Raw genomic sequence first — 15834 nt, 5'->3', positions numbered from 1 at the left:
ATTACAGAAGGGAGCTCGACATGTTCCGTCCCAAGTTGTTGTTCACCAGCCTGGCCGCCCTCGCCCTGGGTGCCTGCTCGCCCCAAGACCCGCAAGCCGTGACCTCGGCGGCGATCGCCAAGCAGGTGATCCTGCCGACCTACAGCCGTTGGGTCGAAGCCGACCGCCAGTTGGCCGTCAGCGCCCTCGCCTACTGCCAGGGCAAGGAAAGCCTGGACACCGCCCGCGCCGACTTCCTCCACGCGCAAAAAGCCTGGGCCGAGTTGCAGCCGCTGCTGATCGGCCCGCTGGCCGAGGGCAACCGCTCGTGGCAGGTGCAGTTCTGGCCGGACAAGAAGAACCTCGTGGGCCGCCAGGTCGAGCAATTGGTCGCCGCCCAGCCGCAGATCGACGGCGCCGCACTGGCCAAGTCCAGCGTGGTGGTTCAGGGCCTGTCGGCCTACGAATACATTCTCTATGACGCCAAGACCGACATCGCCGACGATGCGCAGAAAGCCCGCTACTGCCCGCTGCTGGTAGCCATCGGTGATCGCCAGAAAGCCCTGGCCGAAGAGATCCTGGCCAGTTGGAACAGCACCGACGGCATGCTCGCGCAGATGAGCAAGTTTCCGAACCAGCGCTACGCCGATTCCCACGAAGCCATCGCCGACCTGCTGCGCGTACAAGTGACCGCACTGGACACCCTGAAGAAAAAACTCGGCACGCCCATGGGCCGCCAGACCAAGGGCATCCCGCAGCCGTTCCAGGCCGATGCATGGCGCAGCCAGTCGTCCCTGCAAAGCCTGGAGGCCAGCCTCGCCGCCGCCCAGACCGTGTGGGTCGGCGTCGACAACAAGGGCCTGCGTGGTTTGCTGCCGGCGGATCAAAAGCCATTGGCCGACAAGATCGACGCGGCCTATGCCGCCTCGCTGAAACTGTTCGCCAGCAACCAGCGCACCCTCAACGAACTGTTGAACGATGACGCCGGGCGCCAGCAGCTCAACGACATTTACGACAGCCTCAACGTCGTCCACCGCCTGCACGAAGGCGAGCTGGCCAAGGCGCTGGGGATCCAACTGGGCTTCAATGCCAACGACGGTGACTGATGATGCTCAGGCGACAGGCTTTGGCCATCGGCAGCGTGCTGCTCAGCGCACTCACGTTGGGTGGCTGGACGCTGTTCAAAGGGAAAGACAAGCGCCCGCTGCTGCTGTCGGCGCGCGATGATGCAGACGGCAAGCACTACGCCGTAGGCTTTCACTTGGACGGCAAGCAGGTGTTTGCCACCCAGGTCGGCCAGCGCTGCCACGACATCATCAACCACCCGACGCTGCCGATTGCGCTGTTCGTTGCCCGCCGGCCGGGCACCGAGAGCTACCTGATCGACCTGCGCGATGGCAGCCTGCTGCAAACCATCACCTCGAACGCCAACCGCCACTTCTATGGCCATGCGGTCATCCACAAGAGCGGCGATTGGCTGTACGCCACCGAGAACGACACGTCCGACCCCGGCCGTGGCCTGCTCGGTGTGTATAAGTTTGAAGGCGAGCGGCTGGTGCACAGCGGCGAGATTTCCACCCATGGCATCGGACCGCACCAGGTGTCGTGGATGCCCGACGGCGAAACCCTGGTGGTGGCCAATGGCGGCATTCGCACCGAAGCCGAAAGCCGCGTGGAGATGAACCTCAACGCCATGGAACCGAGCCTGGTGCTGATGCAGCGCGATGGCACCCTGATCAGCAAGGAAACCCTCGGCCAGCAAATGAACAGCGTGCGCCACATGGGCATCGCCAGCGATGGCACCATTCTGACCGGCCAGCAGTTCATGGGGCCTTCCCAGGAGCGTTCCGAGTTGCTCGCGATCAAGCGTCCGGGCCAGCCGTTCGTGGCCTTCCCAGCGGCCGATGAGCAGTTGCAGGCCATGGGGCATTACACCGCCAGCGTCGCAGTGCACAGCGAATTGCGCCTGGTGGCGTTGACCGCACCGCGTGGCAACCGCTTCTTTATCTGGGACATGGACACCGCTGAGCTGCGCCTGGATGGACCGTTGCCCGATTGCGCAGGCGTCGGTGCGGTGGCAGACGGGTTTGTCGTCACCTCGGGCCAGGGCCGTTGCCGCTACTACGATTGCCGCCAGAAACAGCTGGTCGCCAAACCGTTGGAATTACCGGCGGGGCTTTGGGATAACCATCTGCATCTGATCTGAACTGAACTGCGTCAGACGCGTTGCGGATAAGGTTTGAAAGGCAAAAAAAAGGGCCTCGCATCGCAAGGCCCTTTTTCGGGGGTTTGAATCGTTTCAACTCTGCGGCCTCATCCCTTGAGACATCCCAAACATGAACAGCAACAGCTCATGATCAGGCTTGGCCGCCGTGCTCGCCTTGGCGACGCGCGGCAGCAGGCATTGCGCGCCACCTGGCACCGCGCTGAGCACTTGTGTGCGAGGTTGCTCCCATGCTGCCAGGGCCAGGGCTGCAATGCCCAGGGCCCCGATCAGGAACAAACCTCGTGCTATTTCTAACTTCATTTGGTTAAACCCTTGATAGCGCTGCCAAACGCCGTCTCGTAAAAGTAGCTGAGTTTTTCCCAGTCGGTGCTATTCCACGACGAATGGCGACGCAGCTGCAACATGTCATGGGAAGCCGCACGATAAGCCGTCAAGCGCTGGCGGCACTTCTCAAAATCCAGCAACGCCACTTCCACCTGGGCCGCGTCGCCCTCGCCCGTCACCCGCACGAAAATATGCTTGATGTAAAGGCAACCGTGCTGCCAGCGTCCTTTGTGCATACGGGCCAGGGTGGTGGCCAACTCTTTGAGCAAGCGCTCATGCACACGCTCGCCGTACTGTTCGCGGGCACCGGCGGCGTACCAGTTTTCAATTTCGTCGAAGCCGTCGAGGGCAGCGGTAACCAGCAGTGCCTTCCAGTGGTGCTCGGGGTCACGACGCGCCTCACAAAAGACCATTTCGGGGACACGTACATCCAACCCCCGCAAGCCCCTGAGGGCATCACGCTCGCGCAGCACGGTGGGGCGTCCAAACGGGTGCAGCCAACTGCGGTAGATATGGCCCGTCTGGCGCTTGCTGTAGAGCAAACGGCCATTGGCAGTCATTACACGCTGTACACCACTCTCACCGCCACGCCGGCGATTGGGCTCTTCGACCCATTCGCCTTGCTGACGCCAGAAATAATCGAAGCGTTCTTCGGGAGCTACGTGACTGCCTGCTACGCACTCAACTGCCATCCTGTTACCTCTTGCGCAATACATACACACGCCACATGGCGTAGAGCGGAATGAAGTCCAGGGAATCCTGAACACGGAAACCGGCTTGCTCGAACTCTGCTTCAACAGTAGCAGCCGGTAACACAAATCTGTTTTGGTAACCTTCCTGCTCACCTTTCTTGCGACGCTTTCCTTCGAGACGCTTGCGTTTCCAGGCTTTGAAATTGCCATCGACCCACAGCGAAATGATCACGCTGTCACGGGTAACCCGCTGAAACTCGCGCAAAATCGCCAGCCGGTGCGCCGGGTCACCAATGTGGTGGAGCAGGCGCATACAGAAAATGCTGTCGACCGAGTTATCCGGCAAATCAATATCAAAGGCAGACGTCTGCAAGGGCCGTACCCGTTTCACCACATCCGCGGGTTGGGCGACCGTCGCTACCTTCAACATGGATGCCGAATTGTCGGCGCCGATGATCACACGGTTGGGCTTTTCCGCCAGCAGCGGCCAGAAACGCCCGGCGCCGCACGGCAGGTCCAGCACCAGGCCAGGCTCGCCGGCCATTGCCAGCGCGCCACGGGCCAGTTGCTCGTCGCGTTTGTGGGACAACCGGCGAGCCAGATTGTCCTGATGCTTGAGCAAATATTCTTGGGCGTGCTGATCGTCGTACTTGTCGGAAAATTCGAGCTTGATCGGGGTAGGCATCAACGGATCTCCTGTTGCTGATGCCTACGACCTTAAGCAGCGACCTGTGATCAACAGGTCAACCCTTTGTGAAAAACTTGTCCTGTCCACTCTCATACATTTCAAAACTTTACAGACACAAGCAATATCATGGGGCCATCTTCGCCGAATTACGGGGATCTCTGGCAGGATAGCGGCAGGGGGAATGGTCAGGCGTTGACCTGACTCAACTGGACATGAAAGCGACAGCCATTGGGCTCCATGGTGCTGAGGGTAACGCTCCAGCCCTGGTTCTCGCAGATGCGCTGGACCAGAGACAAACCCAACCCCAGGCCCTCACCGCGCTTCTCACTGCCGCGTACGAACGGCTCGAACATCGCTTCACGCTTGTCTTCGGGAATGCCGACGCCGCTGTCTTCCACCACAAATCCGGTCGGTTCGAGGGTCAGCCGGATAAAGCCGCGCTCGGTGTAGTGCAGGGCATTTCGCAACAGGTTGCCCATCACGGCATGCAGGAAGGTCGCGTTGTAGCGGGTATCCAAGGGGTTGCCCGGCTGGTAGATCAACTCCAGGCCCTTGTGCTCGATGGGCTCGCGCCAGATGCCGAGCAGATCATCAGCCACCTGCGACAGGTTGGCCTTGGGCGACATGCTGCCGTCGTCATGTTGCGCACGAGCGAGCATCAGGAAGGTCTGGACCAGTTCACGCATTTCTTCACAGGCACGGGCAATTCGCTCGACCTGGTTGCGCCCACGCTGATCGATGGCGGGGTTTTCCAGCAGCAATTCGCACGAGCTGGCCAGCACCATCAAGGGCGTGCGCAGTTCGTGGCTGACATCGCTGGTAAACAACTGCTCGCGGGATAGCGCCTGACGCAGGCGCCCCAGCGTGGCGTCGAAGGCCACGGCCAGCTCCCCGACTTCGTCGGCCGCGTAGTCCGGTGCCAGGGGCGGTGCCAGGCCAAGCAATTGGTCGCGGTGCCGCACCTGGCGGGCCAGACGCACCACCGGCGCCATCACTTTGCGGGCCAGCACCCAGCCGAGGAACACCGCCAGCGCGAGGCTGAGCACGAAGCCCACCAGCACCACGGCAAACAGCACGCGCTCACGCTCTTCGAAATCGCTTTGATCCTGCAGCAGCACATAGCGCCGACCGTCGACCACTTCGACCATGGCGTGGTACGACAGCGCCTCGCGAAACACCTCATGAAACCCTGGTTCCAGATGTCGCAGGTCCTTGGGCAATTCAAAATCGCCGGGGCCACCGCTGAAGTAAAACAGCTGGTCGGGCTCGGGCCGGTGCCGCCAGTCCTCGACGGTGTCCATCAACAGCAGGCGCTGCAAGTCACCGCCCAAGCCTGCCGAAATCAACTTCTCTTCCACCAGGTGCACGGTCGCGACGATGCCCATGGCGAAGGCCCCCGCCACCAACGCACTCATCAAGGCAAAGGCAATGATGATCCGCTGGGCAAGGCTTTGCTTAAACTCCATCACGGCCCTCGGCCAGGCGGTAACCCACACCATGCACCGTTTGCAGCAACGGCTTGGCGAACGGCTTATCGATCACTTGGCGCAACTGGTGCACGTGGCTGCGCAGGCTGTCGCTGTCCGGGCAATCATCGCCCCACAGCGCTTCTTCGAGCACTTCGCGACGCAGTACGTGGGGGCTTTTCTGCATCAAGACCGCGAGCAGCTTCAGGCCGACCGGGTTGAGTTTGAGCAGGCGCCCTTCGCGAGTAACTTCCAGGGTATCGAGGTCGTAATTCAGATCGGCCACTTGCAGGGCGCGGCGACCGCCTCCTTGGGCACGGCGCAGCACGGCTTCGATGCGCGCGGCCAATTCCGACAGGGCAAACGGTTTGAGCAAATAATCATCGGCGCCGGACTTGAAGCCCTGCAGCCGGTCATCCAACTGGTCGCGGGCGGTGAGCATGATCACCGGTGTGTCGCGGCGGGCGTCTTCACGCAGGCGTTTGCACAAGGTGTAGCCATCGATGCCAGGCAGCATGATGTCGAGCACGATCAAGTCGTAATGCTCGGTCGCGGCCAGGTGCAGGCCCGACAAACCGTCCTGCGCACAGTCCACGGTGTAGCCTTTTAGCCCCAGGTAGTCGGCCAGGTTGGCCAGAATATCGCGGTTGTCTTCAACCAATAGAATTCGCATGGGCAGTGTCTCCGTACGCGGTAACGGCCGTGTTGGCTCGCGCAGCTTAAGGCCAAGTGTGGCTCAGGGATAGAGCTGAAAGGCGTGCCGATAAAGGTTTTCAACCGATTCAGTTTACCAACGAGTTTTTCACTATAGCTTCACAAACTGACTACAGTGTCAGGCAGAAGATCGCCCCCCATTGATATAAGGAACATGGACATGGGGTTTCTCAAGACGGCGCCAATGCGCTATTTGCTGTTGGTAACCGGTGCCTGGCTGGTTATTTTCCTGCTCACTCGCAGCGTGCTGCTCATCACTCATTTGGATGAAGTCGGCGGCAACCTGCTGCCGGTGTTTAGTGTGGGCCTGCTGTACGACCTGGGTTTCCTCGCCTATGCGGCACTGCCACTGGGCCTGTACTTGCTGTTGTGCCCACCCGCGCTGTGGCGCCGTCGCGGCCACCGCTGGTTCCTGCAGGCGGTGCTCACCGTCAGCCTGTTCGCCATGCTGTTTACCTCGGTGGCCGAGTGGCTGTTCTGGGATGAGTTCGGCGTGCGCTTCAACTTCATTGCCGTCGATTACCTGGTGTACTCCGATGAGGTGTTGAACAACCTGCTCGAGTCCTACCCGATCGGCAAACTGCTGAGCCTGCTCGCCATGCTGGCGATTGTCTTGAGCCTGGCCTTGCGCAAACCGTTCAATGCGGCGATGAGCGCCCCACTGCCGGCAATGCGCGGCCGCTTGGTGAATGCCTTGGCCCTGTTGGTCGTTGCCGGCCTCAGCCTGCAACTGATCAGTCAGGACAGCCCGCGCGCCCAGGGCGGCAATGCCTACAAGAACGAACTGGCCAGCAATGGTCCGTATCAGTTTTTCGCCGCATTCCGTAACAACGAGCTGGATTACCCACAGTTCTACAAAAGCTTGCCGACCGACGTTGTCGCCAAGCAACTGCGTGCAGAGCTCAGTGAACCCAACGCCCGCTTTATCGGCCAGGACCCGCTGGATATTCGTCGTGCCATCACCAATCCGGGCACGCCGCGCAAACCCAATATCGTGCTGGTGACCATCGAAAGTTTCAGCGCCAAGTACATGGGCAGCAACGGCGACGAGCGCAACCTCACGCCTAATCTGGATGCGCTGCGTAAACAGAGCCTGTATTTCAATAATTTCTATGCCACCGGCACCCGCACCGACCGTGGCCTGGAGGCGATCACCCTGGCGATCCCCCCTACGCCTGGACGCTCGATCGTCAAGCGCATTGGTCGTGAAAGCGGCTTCGCCAGCCTGGGCCAACAACTCACGGCCGTCGGTTACGACAGCGTGTTCGTGTACGGCGGGCGCGGCTACTTCGATAACATGAACGCGTTTTTCAGCGGCAACGGTTATCGCGTCGTGGACCAGAGCAGCGTGCCCGAGTCGCAAATCTCGTTCAAGAACGCCTGGGGCATGGCTGACGAGGACCTGTACAACCAAACCCTGAAACTGGCCGACACCGACTACGCCAGGCAGCAGCCGTTTTTGCTGCAACTGATGACCACCTCCAACCACCGCCCCTACACCTACCCGGATGGGCGTATTGACATCAAATCCGGGAATGGCCGCGACGGCGCGGTGAAATACACCGACCACGCCATCGGCCAATTCCTGGACGCCGCCCGTCAAAAACCGTGGTTCGATAACACGATCTTCATCTTCGTCGCCGACCACACCGCCGGCAGCGCAGGTAAAGAAGACCTGCCTATTACCAACTATCAGATCCCGCTGTTCATCTATGCACCCAAGCTGATCGACCCACGGGAAAGCGCGCAACTGGCCAGCCAGATCGACCTGGCGCCCACGCTGCTGGGCCTGCTCAACCTTAGCTACGAATCCACCTTCTTTGGCCGCAACCTGCTGCTGGAAAACCCACTGCCACCTCGGGTCGTGGTCGGCAACTACCAGCACCTGGGGTTGTTCGACGGCAAGGACCTGGCCATTCTCAGCCCACGCCTGGGCCTGCGCCGCCACGACCAGGCCCTGGGTGAGAGCCAGGAGTTGCGGGTCGGCAGCGATGACCCGTTGATCCAGCGGGCGATCACCTACTACCAGGCCGCCAGTTATGACTTCAAACAACAGTTGCTGAGCTGGAGAGCACCCAAGGAAGAGGCCCCGGCACTGAGCATGCGCTAACCAAAACGTCCCGTGCAGGTCAGTACGGGACGTTTTCCACCAGGGTTCACCATGAGCACCACCCCCGCCGTACCCGTCTCCAAACTTCTCAACTTATGGCTCTGCCTGGGCCTCCCCGGCGGCGCTGCGCTCGTATTGCTGTTGCTGGAGCTGACCTCGCTGGACATGGACCTCGCCAAGCTGTTCTACAACGGCGCGGAGGGTGGTTTCATCGGGCGCTACAGTTTCTTCCTCGAAGACATCCTGCATGACCGCGCCAAACAGTTGGTCATCCTGTTCTCGGTCTTGGCGATCCTGGGATTTGCCGGCACGTTTATCCTCCGACGGCTCAAACCCTATCGTCGTGAACTGGGCTGCCTGGTGCTCTCACTGGGACTGGCGACCGCGTTTGTCTCTCCGCTGAAAACCATCACCGGCGTCCAGTGCCCCTGGAGCGTCCAGGAGTTCGGCGGCCAGGAAACCTACAGCAAACTGCTGAGCCCTCGCCCACCCACCGATAAACCCGGGCGCTGCTGGCCTGGCGGTCATGCCGCCACCGGGTTCGCCTTGTTCGCCCTGTTTTTTGCACTGCGTGACCGACAGCCGCGCATGGCGCGCTACGCATTCATCTTTGCCGTCGGCCTGGGCAGCGTCTTTTCAGTGAGCCGTATGATGCAAGGTGCGCACTTCTTTTCCCATAACGTGTGGACGGCAATTTTCTGCTGGCTGATCTGCCTGGGGCTGTATTGCCTGTTGCTTTACCGGCCATCCAAACACGCAACGCCCACCTGACCCCAAGTCACCGCCCAAAAAAAAGCCCCGCCTGCATCACTGCAGGCGGGGCTTTTTCAGTACAAGGGTAAAGCTGGCTTACATCATGCCGCCCATGCCACCCATGCCGCCCATGTCTGGCATACCGCCGCCAGCCGAGCCTTCTTTCTTCGGTGCATCAGCGATCGCAGCTTCGGTGGTCAGGATCAGGCCGCCGATGGAGGATGCTGCTTGCAGCGCGGAACGAGTCACCTTGGTAGGGTCCAGGATGCCCATTTCGATCATGTCGCCGTAGACGCCAGTCGCAGCGTTGTAACCGTAGTTACCTTTGCCGTTCTTGACTTCGTTGACCACAACGCTTGGCTCGTCGCCGGAGTTGGCAGCGATCTGGCGCAGCGGTGCTTCAACGGCACGACGCAGCACAGCGATACCGACGTTCTGGTCGGCGTTGTCGCCGGTCAGGTTGGTCAGCGCTTCCAGGGCACGGATCAGCGCAACGCCACCGCCAGGTACCACGCCTTCTTCGACGGCTGCGCGGGTTGCGTGCAGGGCGTCTTCAACGCGGGCTTTCTTCTCTTTCATTTCAACTTCGGAACCAGCGCCAACCTTGATCACTGCAACGCCGCCGGACAGCTTGGCCAGACGCTCTTGCAGTTTCTCACGGTCGTAGTCCGAGGAAGTCTCGGCAACCTGGGCACGGATCTGAGTGATGCGCGATTGGATGTCGCCTTCAACGCCAGCACCGTCAACGATGATGGTGTTTTCCTTGGAGATGGTCACGCGCTTGGCGCTACCCAGGTTTTCCAGGGTGGCGCTTTCCAGGCTCAGGCCGATCTCTTCGGAGATTACGGTACCGCCGGTCAGGACTGCGATGTCCTGCAGCATGGCCTTGCGACGGTCGCCGAAGCCTGGAGCCTTGACGGCTGCGACTTTAACGATGCCACGCATGTTGTTCACAACCAGGGTCGCCAGGGCTTCGCCTTCAACGTCTTCGGAAACGATCAGCAGTGGACGGCCGGCTTTGGCAACGGCTTCCAGCACTGGCAGCATTTCGCGGATGTTGGAGATCTTTTTGTCGACCAGCAGGATCAGCGGGTTGTCCAGCTCGGCAACCATGGTTTCCGGCTTGTTGACGAAGTACGGGGACAGGTAGCCACGGTCGAACTGCATGCCTTCAACAACCGACAGTTCGTTTTCCAGGCCAGTGCCTTCTTCAACGGTGATCACGCCTTCTTTACCGACTTTTTCCATGGCTTCGGCAATGATGTCGCCGATGGAGCTGTCGGAGTTGGCGGAGATGGTGCCTACCTGAGCGATTGCCTTGGTGTCAGCGCAAGGCTTGGACAGGTTTTTCAGCTCAGCAACGATGGCGATGGTCGCCTTGTCGATGCCGCGCTTGAGGTCCATCGGGTTCATGCCGGCAGCAACGGCCTTGTAGCCTTCGTTGACAATGGCCTGAGCCAGAACGGTGGCGGTGGTAGTACCGTCGCCTGCGTCATCGTTGGCACGGGAGGCAACGTCTTTGACCAGCTGCGCGCCCATGTTTTCGAAACGGTCTTCCAGTTCGATTTCTTTGGCGACGGAAACGCCGTCCTTGGTGATGGTCGGAGCGCCGAAGCTCTTCTCGATGATCACGTTACGGCCTTTCGGGCCCAGGGTCGCTTTTACTGCGTCAGCCAGGATGTTGACACCGGTGAGCATTTTTTTACGGGCGGAATCGCCGAATTTAACTTCTTTAGCAGCCATGATCGATATTCCTTAAATACTTTGTAGTAACGGGAAAATGAGCGGGGAAATCAGTCTTCCAGAACAGCGAGAATCTCGTTCTCAGCCATAACCAGCAGGTCTTCGCCGTCGACTTTCACAGTGTTGCTGCCGGAGTAAGGGCCAAATACAACCTTGTCACCGACTTTAACGGCCAGCGCACGTACGTCACCGTTTTCCAGAGTCTTGCCTGGGCCTGCAGCGACGATCACACCGTGGTTGGCTTTTTCAGCAGCCGAACCTGGCAGAACGATACCGCCAGCGGTTTTCTTTTCTTCTTCGCTGCGACGGATTACGACGCGGTCGTGCAGAGGACGAAGCTTGCTCATTGTCGATCTCTCCTAATTGTGTTTTTCATCGGCCGGTGTCAGTACCGGCAGGTTTAATCCGGCGGTGCCGGTCGCGGTTCGCTGGGCGAAACGCGGAAGTCTGTCTGGTGTTGCCACCAGAAACCTTGCGGTGACCGTTACATAAGGGCGCATAAGCTTATTACAAGGGGCCGAGGATGAATTTTTTTGCGTCGGTCGGCCTATAAAAGCAGCACGGCACCCAAAAGGTGCCGTGCCAGTGAAACGGTTATTTGCTGTCGCGGTGTTCGAACTCGCCTTCGATCACATCGCCTTCTCGCCCCAACGGCTGGCGCGGAGCCGGGCCGCCACGGGGTTGCAGGTCGTCGGCGAACGCACGTTGGCGAATCGCGGCTTCTTCGGCGCGCTGGCGCATCTTGCCCGCCAACAGCTTGCGGGTGAACGGCAGCAGCATCACCAGGCCGACCACGTCGCTTATAAAGCCCGGCAGGATCAACAGGCCACCCGCCAACGCCATCATCAGCCCTTCCAACATGGTCTGGGCTGGCAGTTCGCCACGATTCAGGCTTTCACGGGCACGCAGCGCCGTGGCCAGGCCGGCGACGCGCAGCACCAGAACGCCGAGCATCGAGCCGAGAATGATCAGCAACAGCGCCGGGAAGAACCCGATCGCACCGCTGACTTGAACGAATACGAACAGCTCCAACACCGGGAACAGCAGAAAGAGCAATAAAAAAGGGCGCATCAAATGGTTCCTCAACGCAAGAATGCCTTGCCAGTCCACCTTAGATGACGTCGCCGTTTCGTGAATTCAAGCTTCAGCAGCGGCTTTTTTCGGCCAGACAGCGGCGTGGGCCAATGAAACCAGGGCCTCGCGTACTTGTGTCGGCGTGTTGCAAGACTCCGCAAACGGCAGCCAGTGCAGGGCTTGGCCGATGCGCAGGTGCATGCCTTCGCTGTCGATGCCGGCCAATTGCGCGGGCTCGAAAGCAGGCAAGCCGGCCAACTCGACGTAATGGGCAATGGCCTTGGTGTGATCGCTGTTCATGTGCTCGATCATGCTGCGCTCGGCCTTGCCCGCGAAGGGGTTGGCCAGGGTCAATTGGTCGATCCAGTGAATCGCGCCAAACCCGCCGATATAACGGTGGCGTACCGGCTTGAGCACCCAGAAGTCGAAATCGTGCGCCTTGTGATAGTTGGCCGAATCGGGGAAGTAGCGGTAATAGCGCTCGGCCGCGACTTCGATGGCGGTCGCCTCCTCAAGTTTCTCGGCCTCGGCCAGGTAGGTCAGGCGCCCCACGGCCTGCACGTCATCGGCTTCGCGCTCGCCGACCAGCAGCGAGCACTTGGGGTCTTTTTGCAGGTTATGAGTGTGCTGGGCAATGCGGCTGATCAGGAGCAGCGGGCGACCCTGCTCGTCCAGGCAATACGGCACGACCGAGCCGAACGGAAAGCCGGGCATGGCCTTGGACAGTGTGGAGAGAGCCCCACGGTATTCCTTGAGCAACAGCTCTCGGGCGTTCTTGGCAACCTGCGCGCTCAACGTATAACTCCTCGGGTATTCAGCCGCCCATAGCGTATGGGAATGGATCTCAACACAAGGTAATCAATATACGCGCCGGTTGCCAGCGGCTCTATTACCAGGCAACGCCGAAGCCTGCGGTATAGCGGGTCTTGCTCAAACTGCTTTCCGAATCGCCGCTGATCACGTCGCGCTCGGCCTTGAGGTTGAGCGACGCCCACTCGGTCACTTTGTAGCGCAGGCCCATTTCCGCATCCAGGGAGTACTCCGCCGGGCCACCGATAGGTTTGCCCACCTCGCCATTGGTGAAGAACTCAACGGTCTTGCCCACCAGGTAGCGGTTGTAGTTCCACTTCATGGCCAGGGAATAGAAGTTGTCCTTTCCGCCATCGGCGTATTCGTAATCGGTGCGGTTGACCAGCGAGCCAAGGGAGAATGCGCCCAGCTCGTCGTCCCAGAACTGGTAGCCCGGGCCGGTACCCACGGTGCGCTGGCGCGCCAAGTCTTCGACCTTGTCGCGCTTATAGGTCAGACGGCCCTGCCAGAACCAGTGTTCGGTGATGAAGCGGTCCAGGTCGTATTCCAGGGCCCAGTTGTCGGTGGTGGTGACGTCGTCCTGGAACTCGCGGTTGTATTCGCCCTCCCCCGTGTGACGCCACTGGCCATGACGCGCGGTGGTCTTGAAGTCGATGTCGTAGTCGTTGGTGTCTTTTTCGGCGCGCTTGTAGTCCAGCGCCATATCGACATTGCCCTTCCACACCAGGTCTTCGATCACCGGCTTGGGCTTGATGATCTGCTGGATACTTGCCAGCTCGACCGTCTTGGGCGCCTCGCCATTGGCCAGCACCACTTTGCCATCGTCCGCCGCCTGCAGGGACTTGGCCTTCTCGCCGGTATAGGCATCCTGCTTGACCAGCAGTTCCTGGTCGCTCTCGAGGGTTTTCACCTGCTTCCAGTCCACCGGAATGGCGCCGGCGTAGTCGGTCTGGATCAGTAGCTTGCCACCGTCGAAGACCTTGATCTTGCCGGTCAGGCGGTCACCGTTCTTTAACCAGACGGTATCGGCCAGCAGGGGCGTGGATGCACTGAAAACAGCGAGGCACAGCAGGGTTCTGGACAACATAAGCGGATAGGGAGCTCGAGGTTGGCGAAAAGGGGCGATTATCGTGTTAGATAGCTAGGACTGACTCAAGGATTTGTGTTGAGTTCAATTCTCATCAGCATACTTACAGACGTTTCTTACAAAAGACCGACAATCCCAACGGATAGGCCCACAGTGAATCAACCTGCCGATGCGCCACAAAGCCCCGCCGAGATGCGCCGCACCGCGCTGTACCTGACACTGGCGCAAGTCCCACCAGGTTGCGTGGTGAGTTACGGCGAACTGGCGCAACTGGCCGGACTGGGACGCGCGGCGCGCTGGGTGGGACGCACCTTGAGTCAACTTCCCGAGGGCACCACATTGCCCTGGCATCGCGTGCTGGGTGCCGGTGGTCGGATAAGTCTGCCGGTGGGCAGCGCCTCAGGCGACGAGCAACGCGCGCGCTTGCGCGACGAGGGCGTCACGGTGCGCAACAATCGCGTGGATATTCAGCGCCATGGCTGGCGCCCGGTAGAGCACAGCGGTTAGAGTGCGCGCTTTGTTTCCGTGAATCTGAGGCAGACTCCAGCCCATGCCCCGTAAAACCTGGCGCGCCGCGCTCGCCGCCTATGCCAGCCCCTCGACGTTAGTGCTGTTGTTGCTCGGCTTTGCCGCCGGCTTGCCTTACATGTTGGTGTTCTCGACGCTTTCGGTGTGGTTGCGTGAGGCCGGTGTGGCCCGCGAGACCATCGGCTATGCGAGCCTGATCGGTTTGGCGTATGCCTTCAAATGGGTCTGGTCGCCACTGCTTGACCAATGGCGCCTGCCGCTGCTCGGTAAACTCGGACGTCGTCGCTCCTGGCTTGTGCTTGCACAGTCGCTGGTGATCCTCGGATTGATCGGCATGGGTTTCTGCGACCCGCAGAAACACCTGTCCTGGTTGATCGCCATTGCCGTCGTGGTCGCCTTCGCTTCCGCCACCCAGGACATCGCGGTCGACGCCTACCGCCTGGAAATCGCCGACGACAGCCGCCAGGCCGCCCTCGCCGCCAGCTATATGTCCGGCTATCGCATCGCCGCCCTGCTGGCCACGGCCGGTGCGCTGTTCTTTGCCGAAGGCTTCGGCTCCACTGGCTTCAACTATAAGCACTCGGCCTGGACCGGCACCTATGTGTTGTTCGGCGTGCTGATGATCCCGGCGCTGCTGACCACCTTGTTCATGCGCGAACCCAATGTGCCACTGCGCACCCAGTTGCAAGCCGGGCGCTACAGCTTCGTGCATCAACTGGTGTCGGTGTTTGTGCTGATCGTGTTGCTGGTGTCGGTGCCCGCCATGTTTACCCAGCTGTACAACACCGACTTCGCCAGCGTGCTGTTTCAAGGTGTCAGCCTGTGGGACCTGCTGATGGAGGACCGCGCCTTCCTGCGCGCCATTCTGTATATCACCCTCACCGCGATTTGCCTGTCGGCCATGGGGCGCCGGGGCCTGGCGCCGGTGCTCACGCCGGTCAACGACTTTATCCTGCGCTACCGCTGGCAGGCATTGCTGCTGCTGGGGCTGATCGCCACCTATCGCATGTCCGACACGGTGATGGGCGTGATGGCCAACGTGTTCTATATCGACCAGGGCTTTACCAAGGACCAGATTGCCGGGGTCAGCAAGATTTTCGGCCTGATCATGACCCTGCTCGGCGCCGGCATGGGTGGCCTGCTGATCGTGCGCTTCGGCATCCTGCCGATCCTGTTTATCGGCGGTATCGCGTCGGCCGGCACCAACCTGCTGTTCGTGATGCTCGCCGACATGGGCCCCGACCTGCAGATGCTGATCTTCACCATCTCCCTGGATAACTTCAGCTCGGGCCTGGCCACCTCGGCGTTCGTGGCCTACCTGTCGAGCCTGACCAACCTCAAGTTTTCCGCGACTCAATATGCGCTGCTCAGCTCGATCATGCTGCTGCTACCGCGCCTGATCGGTGGGTATTCAGGGGTAATGGTGGAGAAGTTCGGCTATCACAACTTCTTCCTGATCACCTGCATGCTGGGCGTGCCGACACTGCTGCTGATTGCGTTGCACTGGTATCAGGAGAATCGGCGGATTCGGCTGAATCCGCCGGCAGAGGACTGATTTTGGGGGCCCTTTAAAAGCCAGACCGCGACGCCCCCATCGCGAGCAAGCTCTGCTCCTACAAACAGCCCTACATTCTGATGC

Annotated in this window: 16 protein-coding genes; 6 read left to right on the top strand and 10 right to left on the bottom strand. The window is 60.4% G+C overall.

Annotation, left to right across the window (positions count from 1 at the left end; translation table 11 throughout):
* The first annotated feature begins 20 nt into the window (after positions 1-20).
* Together AB1462_RS05220 and AB1462_RS05215 are read left to right on the top strand one after the other, a co-directional pair.
* A complete protein-coding gene (locus AB1462_RS05220; RefSeq protein ID WP_090400609.1) occupies positions 21-1085 on the top strand; it encodes an imelysin family protein in 1065 nt (354 codons plus the stop codon).
* A 2-nt stretch (positions 1086-1087) separates the two neighbouring features.
* Positions 1088-2185, top strand: a complete 1098-nt coding sequence (locus AB1462_RS05215) for a DUF1513 domain-containing protein (RefSeq protein ID WP_259191499.1) — start codon at positions 1088-1090, stop codon at positions 2183-2185.
* 93 nt (positions 2186-2278) lie between these two features.
* Here AB1462_RS05215 and AB1462_RS05210 read toward each other — a convergent pair whose 3' ends face one another.
* From AB1462_RS05210 to colR, 5 genes are all read right to left on the bottom strand, one after another.
* Positions 2279-2506 carry a hypothetical protein gene (locus AB1462_RS05210; protein WP_090400611.1) on the bottom strand — a complete coding sequence of 76 codons (228 nt, stop codon included), beginning with the start codon at positions 2504-2506 and terminating at the stop codon, positions 2279-2281.
* On the bottom strand, positions 2503-3222 hold the full coding sequence (locus AB1462_RS05205; RefSeq protein ID WP_090400612.1) for a lipopolysaccharide kinase InaA family protein: 720 nt from the start codon (positions 3220-3222) through the stop codon (positions 2503-2505). Before AB1462_RS05205 ends, AB1462_RS05210 begins: the two co-directional genes overlap by 4 nt.
* Positions 3223-3226: 4 nt before the next feature.
* The gene (locus AB1462_RS05200; RefSeq protein ID WP_090400613.1) at positions 3227-3907 is read right to left on the bottom strand and encodes a class I SAM-dependent methyltransferase; all 681 of its coding nucleotides are present in this window, start codon (positions 3905-3907) and stop codon (positions 3227-3229) included.
* Between the two features lie 188 nt (positions 3908-4095).
* Positions 4096-5376 (bottom strand): HAMP domain-containing sensor histidine kinase, encoded by a 1281-nt coding sequence (locus AB1462_RS05195; RefSeq protein ID WP_315336316.1) that lies wholly within the window; start codon positions 5374-5376, stop codon positions 4096-4098.
* A complete protein-coding gene (gene colR / locus AB1462_RS05190) occupies positions 5366-6049 on the bottom strand; it encodes a two-component system response regulator ColR (protein WP_027605482.1) in 684 nt (227 codons plus the stop codon). Before colR ends, AB1462_RS05195 begins: the two co-directional genes overlap by 11 nt.
* Positions 6050-6250: 201 nt before the next feature.
* Here colR and AB1462_RS05185 point away from each other — a divergent pair, with 201 nt between their 5' ends.
* Entirely contained in the window at positions 6251-8200 is a 1950-nt protein-coding gene (locus tag AB1462_RS05185; RefSeq protein WP_259191448.1) for an LTA synthase family protein, read from the top strand.
* Between the two features lie 51 nt (positions 8201-8251).
* Complete coding sequence (locus AB1462_RS05180; protein ID WP_367246298.1) at positions 8252-8971, top strand: phosphatase PAP2 family protein; 720 nt, start codon at positions 8252-8254, stop codon at positions 8969-8971.
* 78 nt (positions 8972-9049) lie between these two features.
* Here AB1462_RS05180 and groL read toward each other — a convergent pair whose 3' ends face one another.
* The 5 genes from groL to AB1462_RS05155 all read right to left on the bottom strand — a co-directional run bounded on the left by groL (position 9050) and on the right by AB1462_RS05155 (position 13667).
* On the bottom strand, positions 9050-10696 hold the full coding sequence (gene groL / locus AB1462_RS05175; protein ID WP_090400617.1) for a chaperonin GroEL: 1647 nt from the start codon (positions 10694-10696) through the stop codon (positions 9050-9052).
* 50 nt (positions 10697-10746) lie between these two features.
* Positions 10747-11043: a co-chaperone GroES gene (groES, locus tag AB1462_RS05170; protein WP_003175874.1), complete on the bottom strand. Its 297-nt coding sequence runs from the start codon at positions 11041-11043 to the stop codon at positions 10747-10749.
* Positions 11044-11290: 247 nt separating this feature from the next.
* Entirely contained in the window at positions 11291-11767 is a 477-nt protein-coding gene (locus AB1462_RS05165; RefSeq protein ID WP_024077215.1) for an FxsA family protein, read from the bottom strand.
* Positions 11768-11833: 66 nt separating this feature from the next.
* Positions 11834-12565, bottom strand: a complete 732-nt coding sequence (locus AB1462_RS05160; RefSeq protein WP_259191451.1) for a HugZ family protein — start codon at positions 12563-12565, stop codon at positions 11834-11836.
* A gap of 94 nt (positions 12566-12659) precedes the next feature.
* Positions 12660-13667, bottom strand: a complete 1008-nt coding sequence (locus AB1462_RS05155; RefSeq protein WP_259191453.1) for a DUF481 domain-containing protein — start codon at positions 13665-13667, stop codon at positions 12660-12662.
* 153 nt (positions 13668-13820) lie between these two features.
* Between AB1462_RS05155 and AB1462_RS05150 the strand changes: the two genes are divergently transcribed.
* Both AB1462_RS05150 and AB1462_RS05145 read left to right on the top strand, forming a co-directional pair.
* Positions 13821-14174 carry an MGMT family protein gene (locus AB1462_RS05150; protein WP_090400621.1) on the top strand — a complete coding sequence of 118 codons (354 nt, stop codon included), beginning with the start codon at positions 13821-13823 and terminating at the stop codon, positions 14172-14174.
* Positions 14175-14217: 43 nt separating this feature from the next.
* Positions 14218-15750: an AmpG family muropeptide MFS transporter gene (locus AB1462_RS05145; protein ID WP_259191456.1), complete on the top strand. Its 1533-nt coding sequence runs from the start codon at positions 14218-14220 to the stop codon at positions 15748-15750.
* Positions 15751-15834: the final 84 nt, after the last annotated feature.

It is taken from the genome of Pseudomonas sp. SB113, assembly GCF_040754745.1.
Taxonomy (GTDB): Bacteria; Pseudomonadota; Gammaproteobacteria; order Pseudomonadales; family Pseudomonadaceae; genus Aquipseudomonas; species Aquipseudomonas grimontii.
The sequence above is the reverse complement of the archived record's forward strand: the minus strand, read 5'-3'. Positions and strand labels throughout refer to the sequence as shown.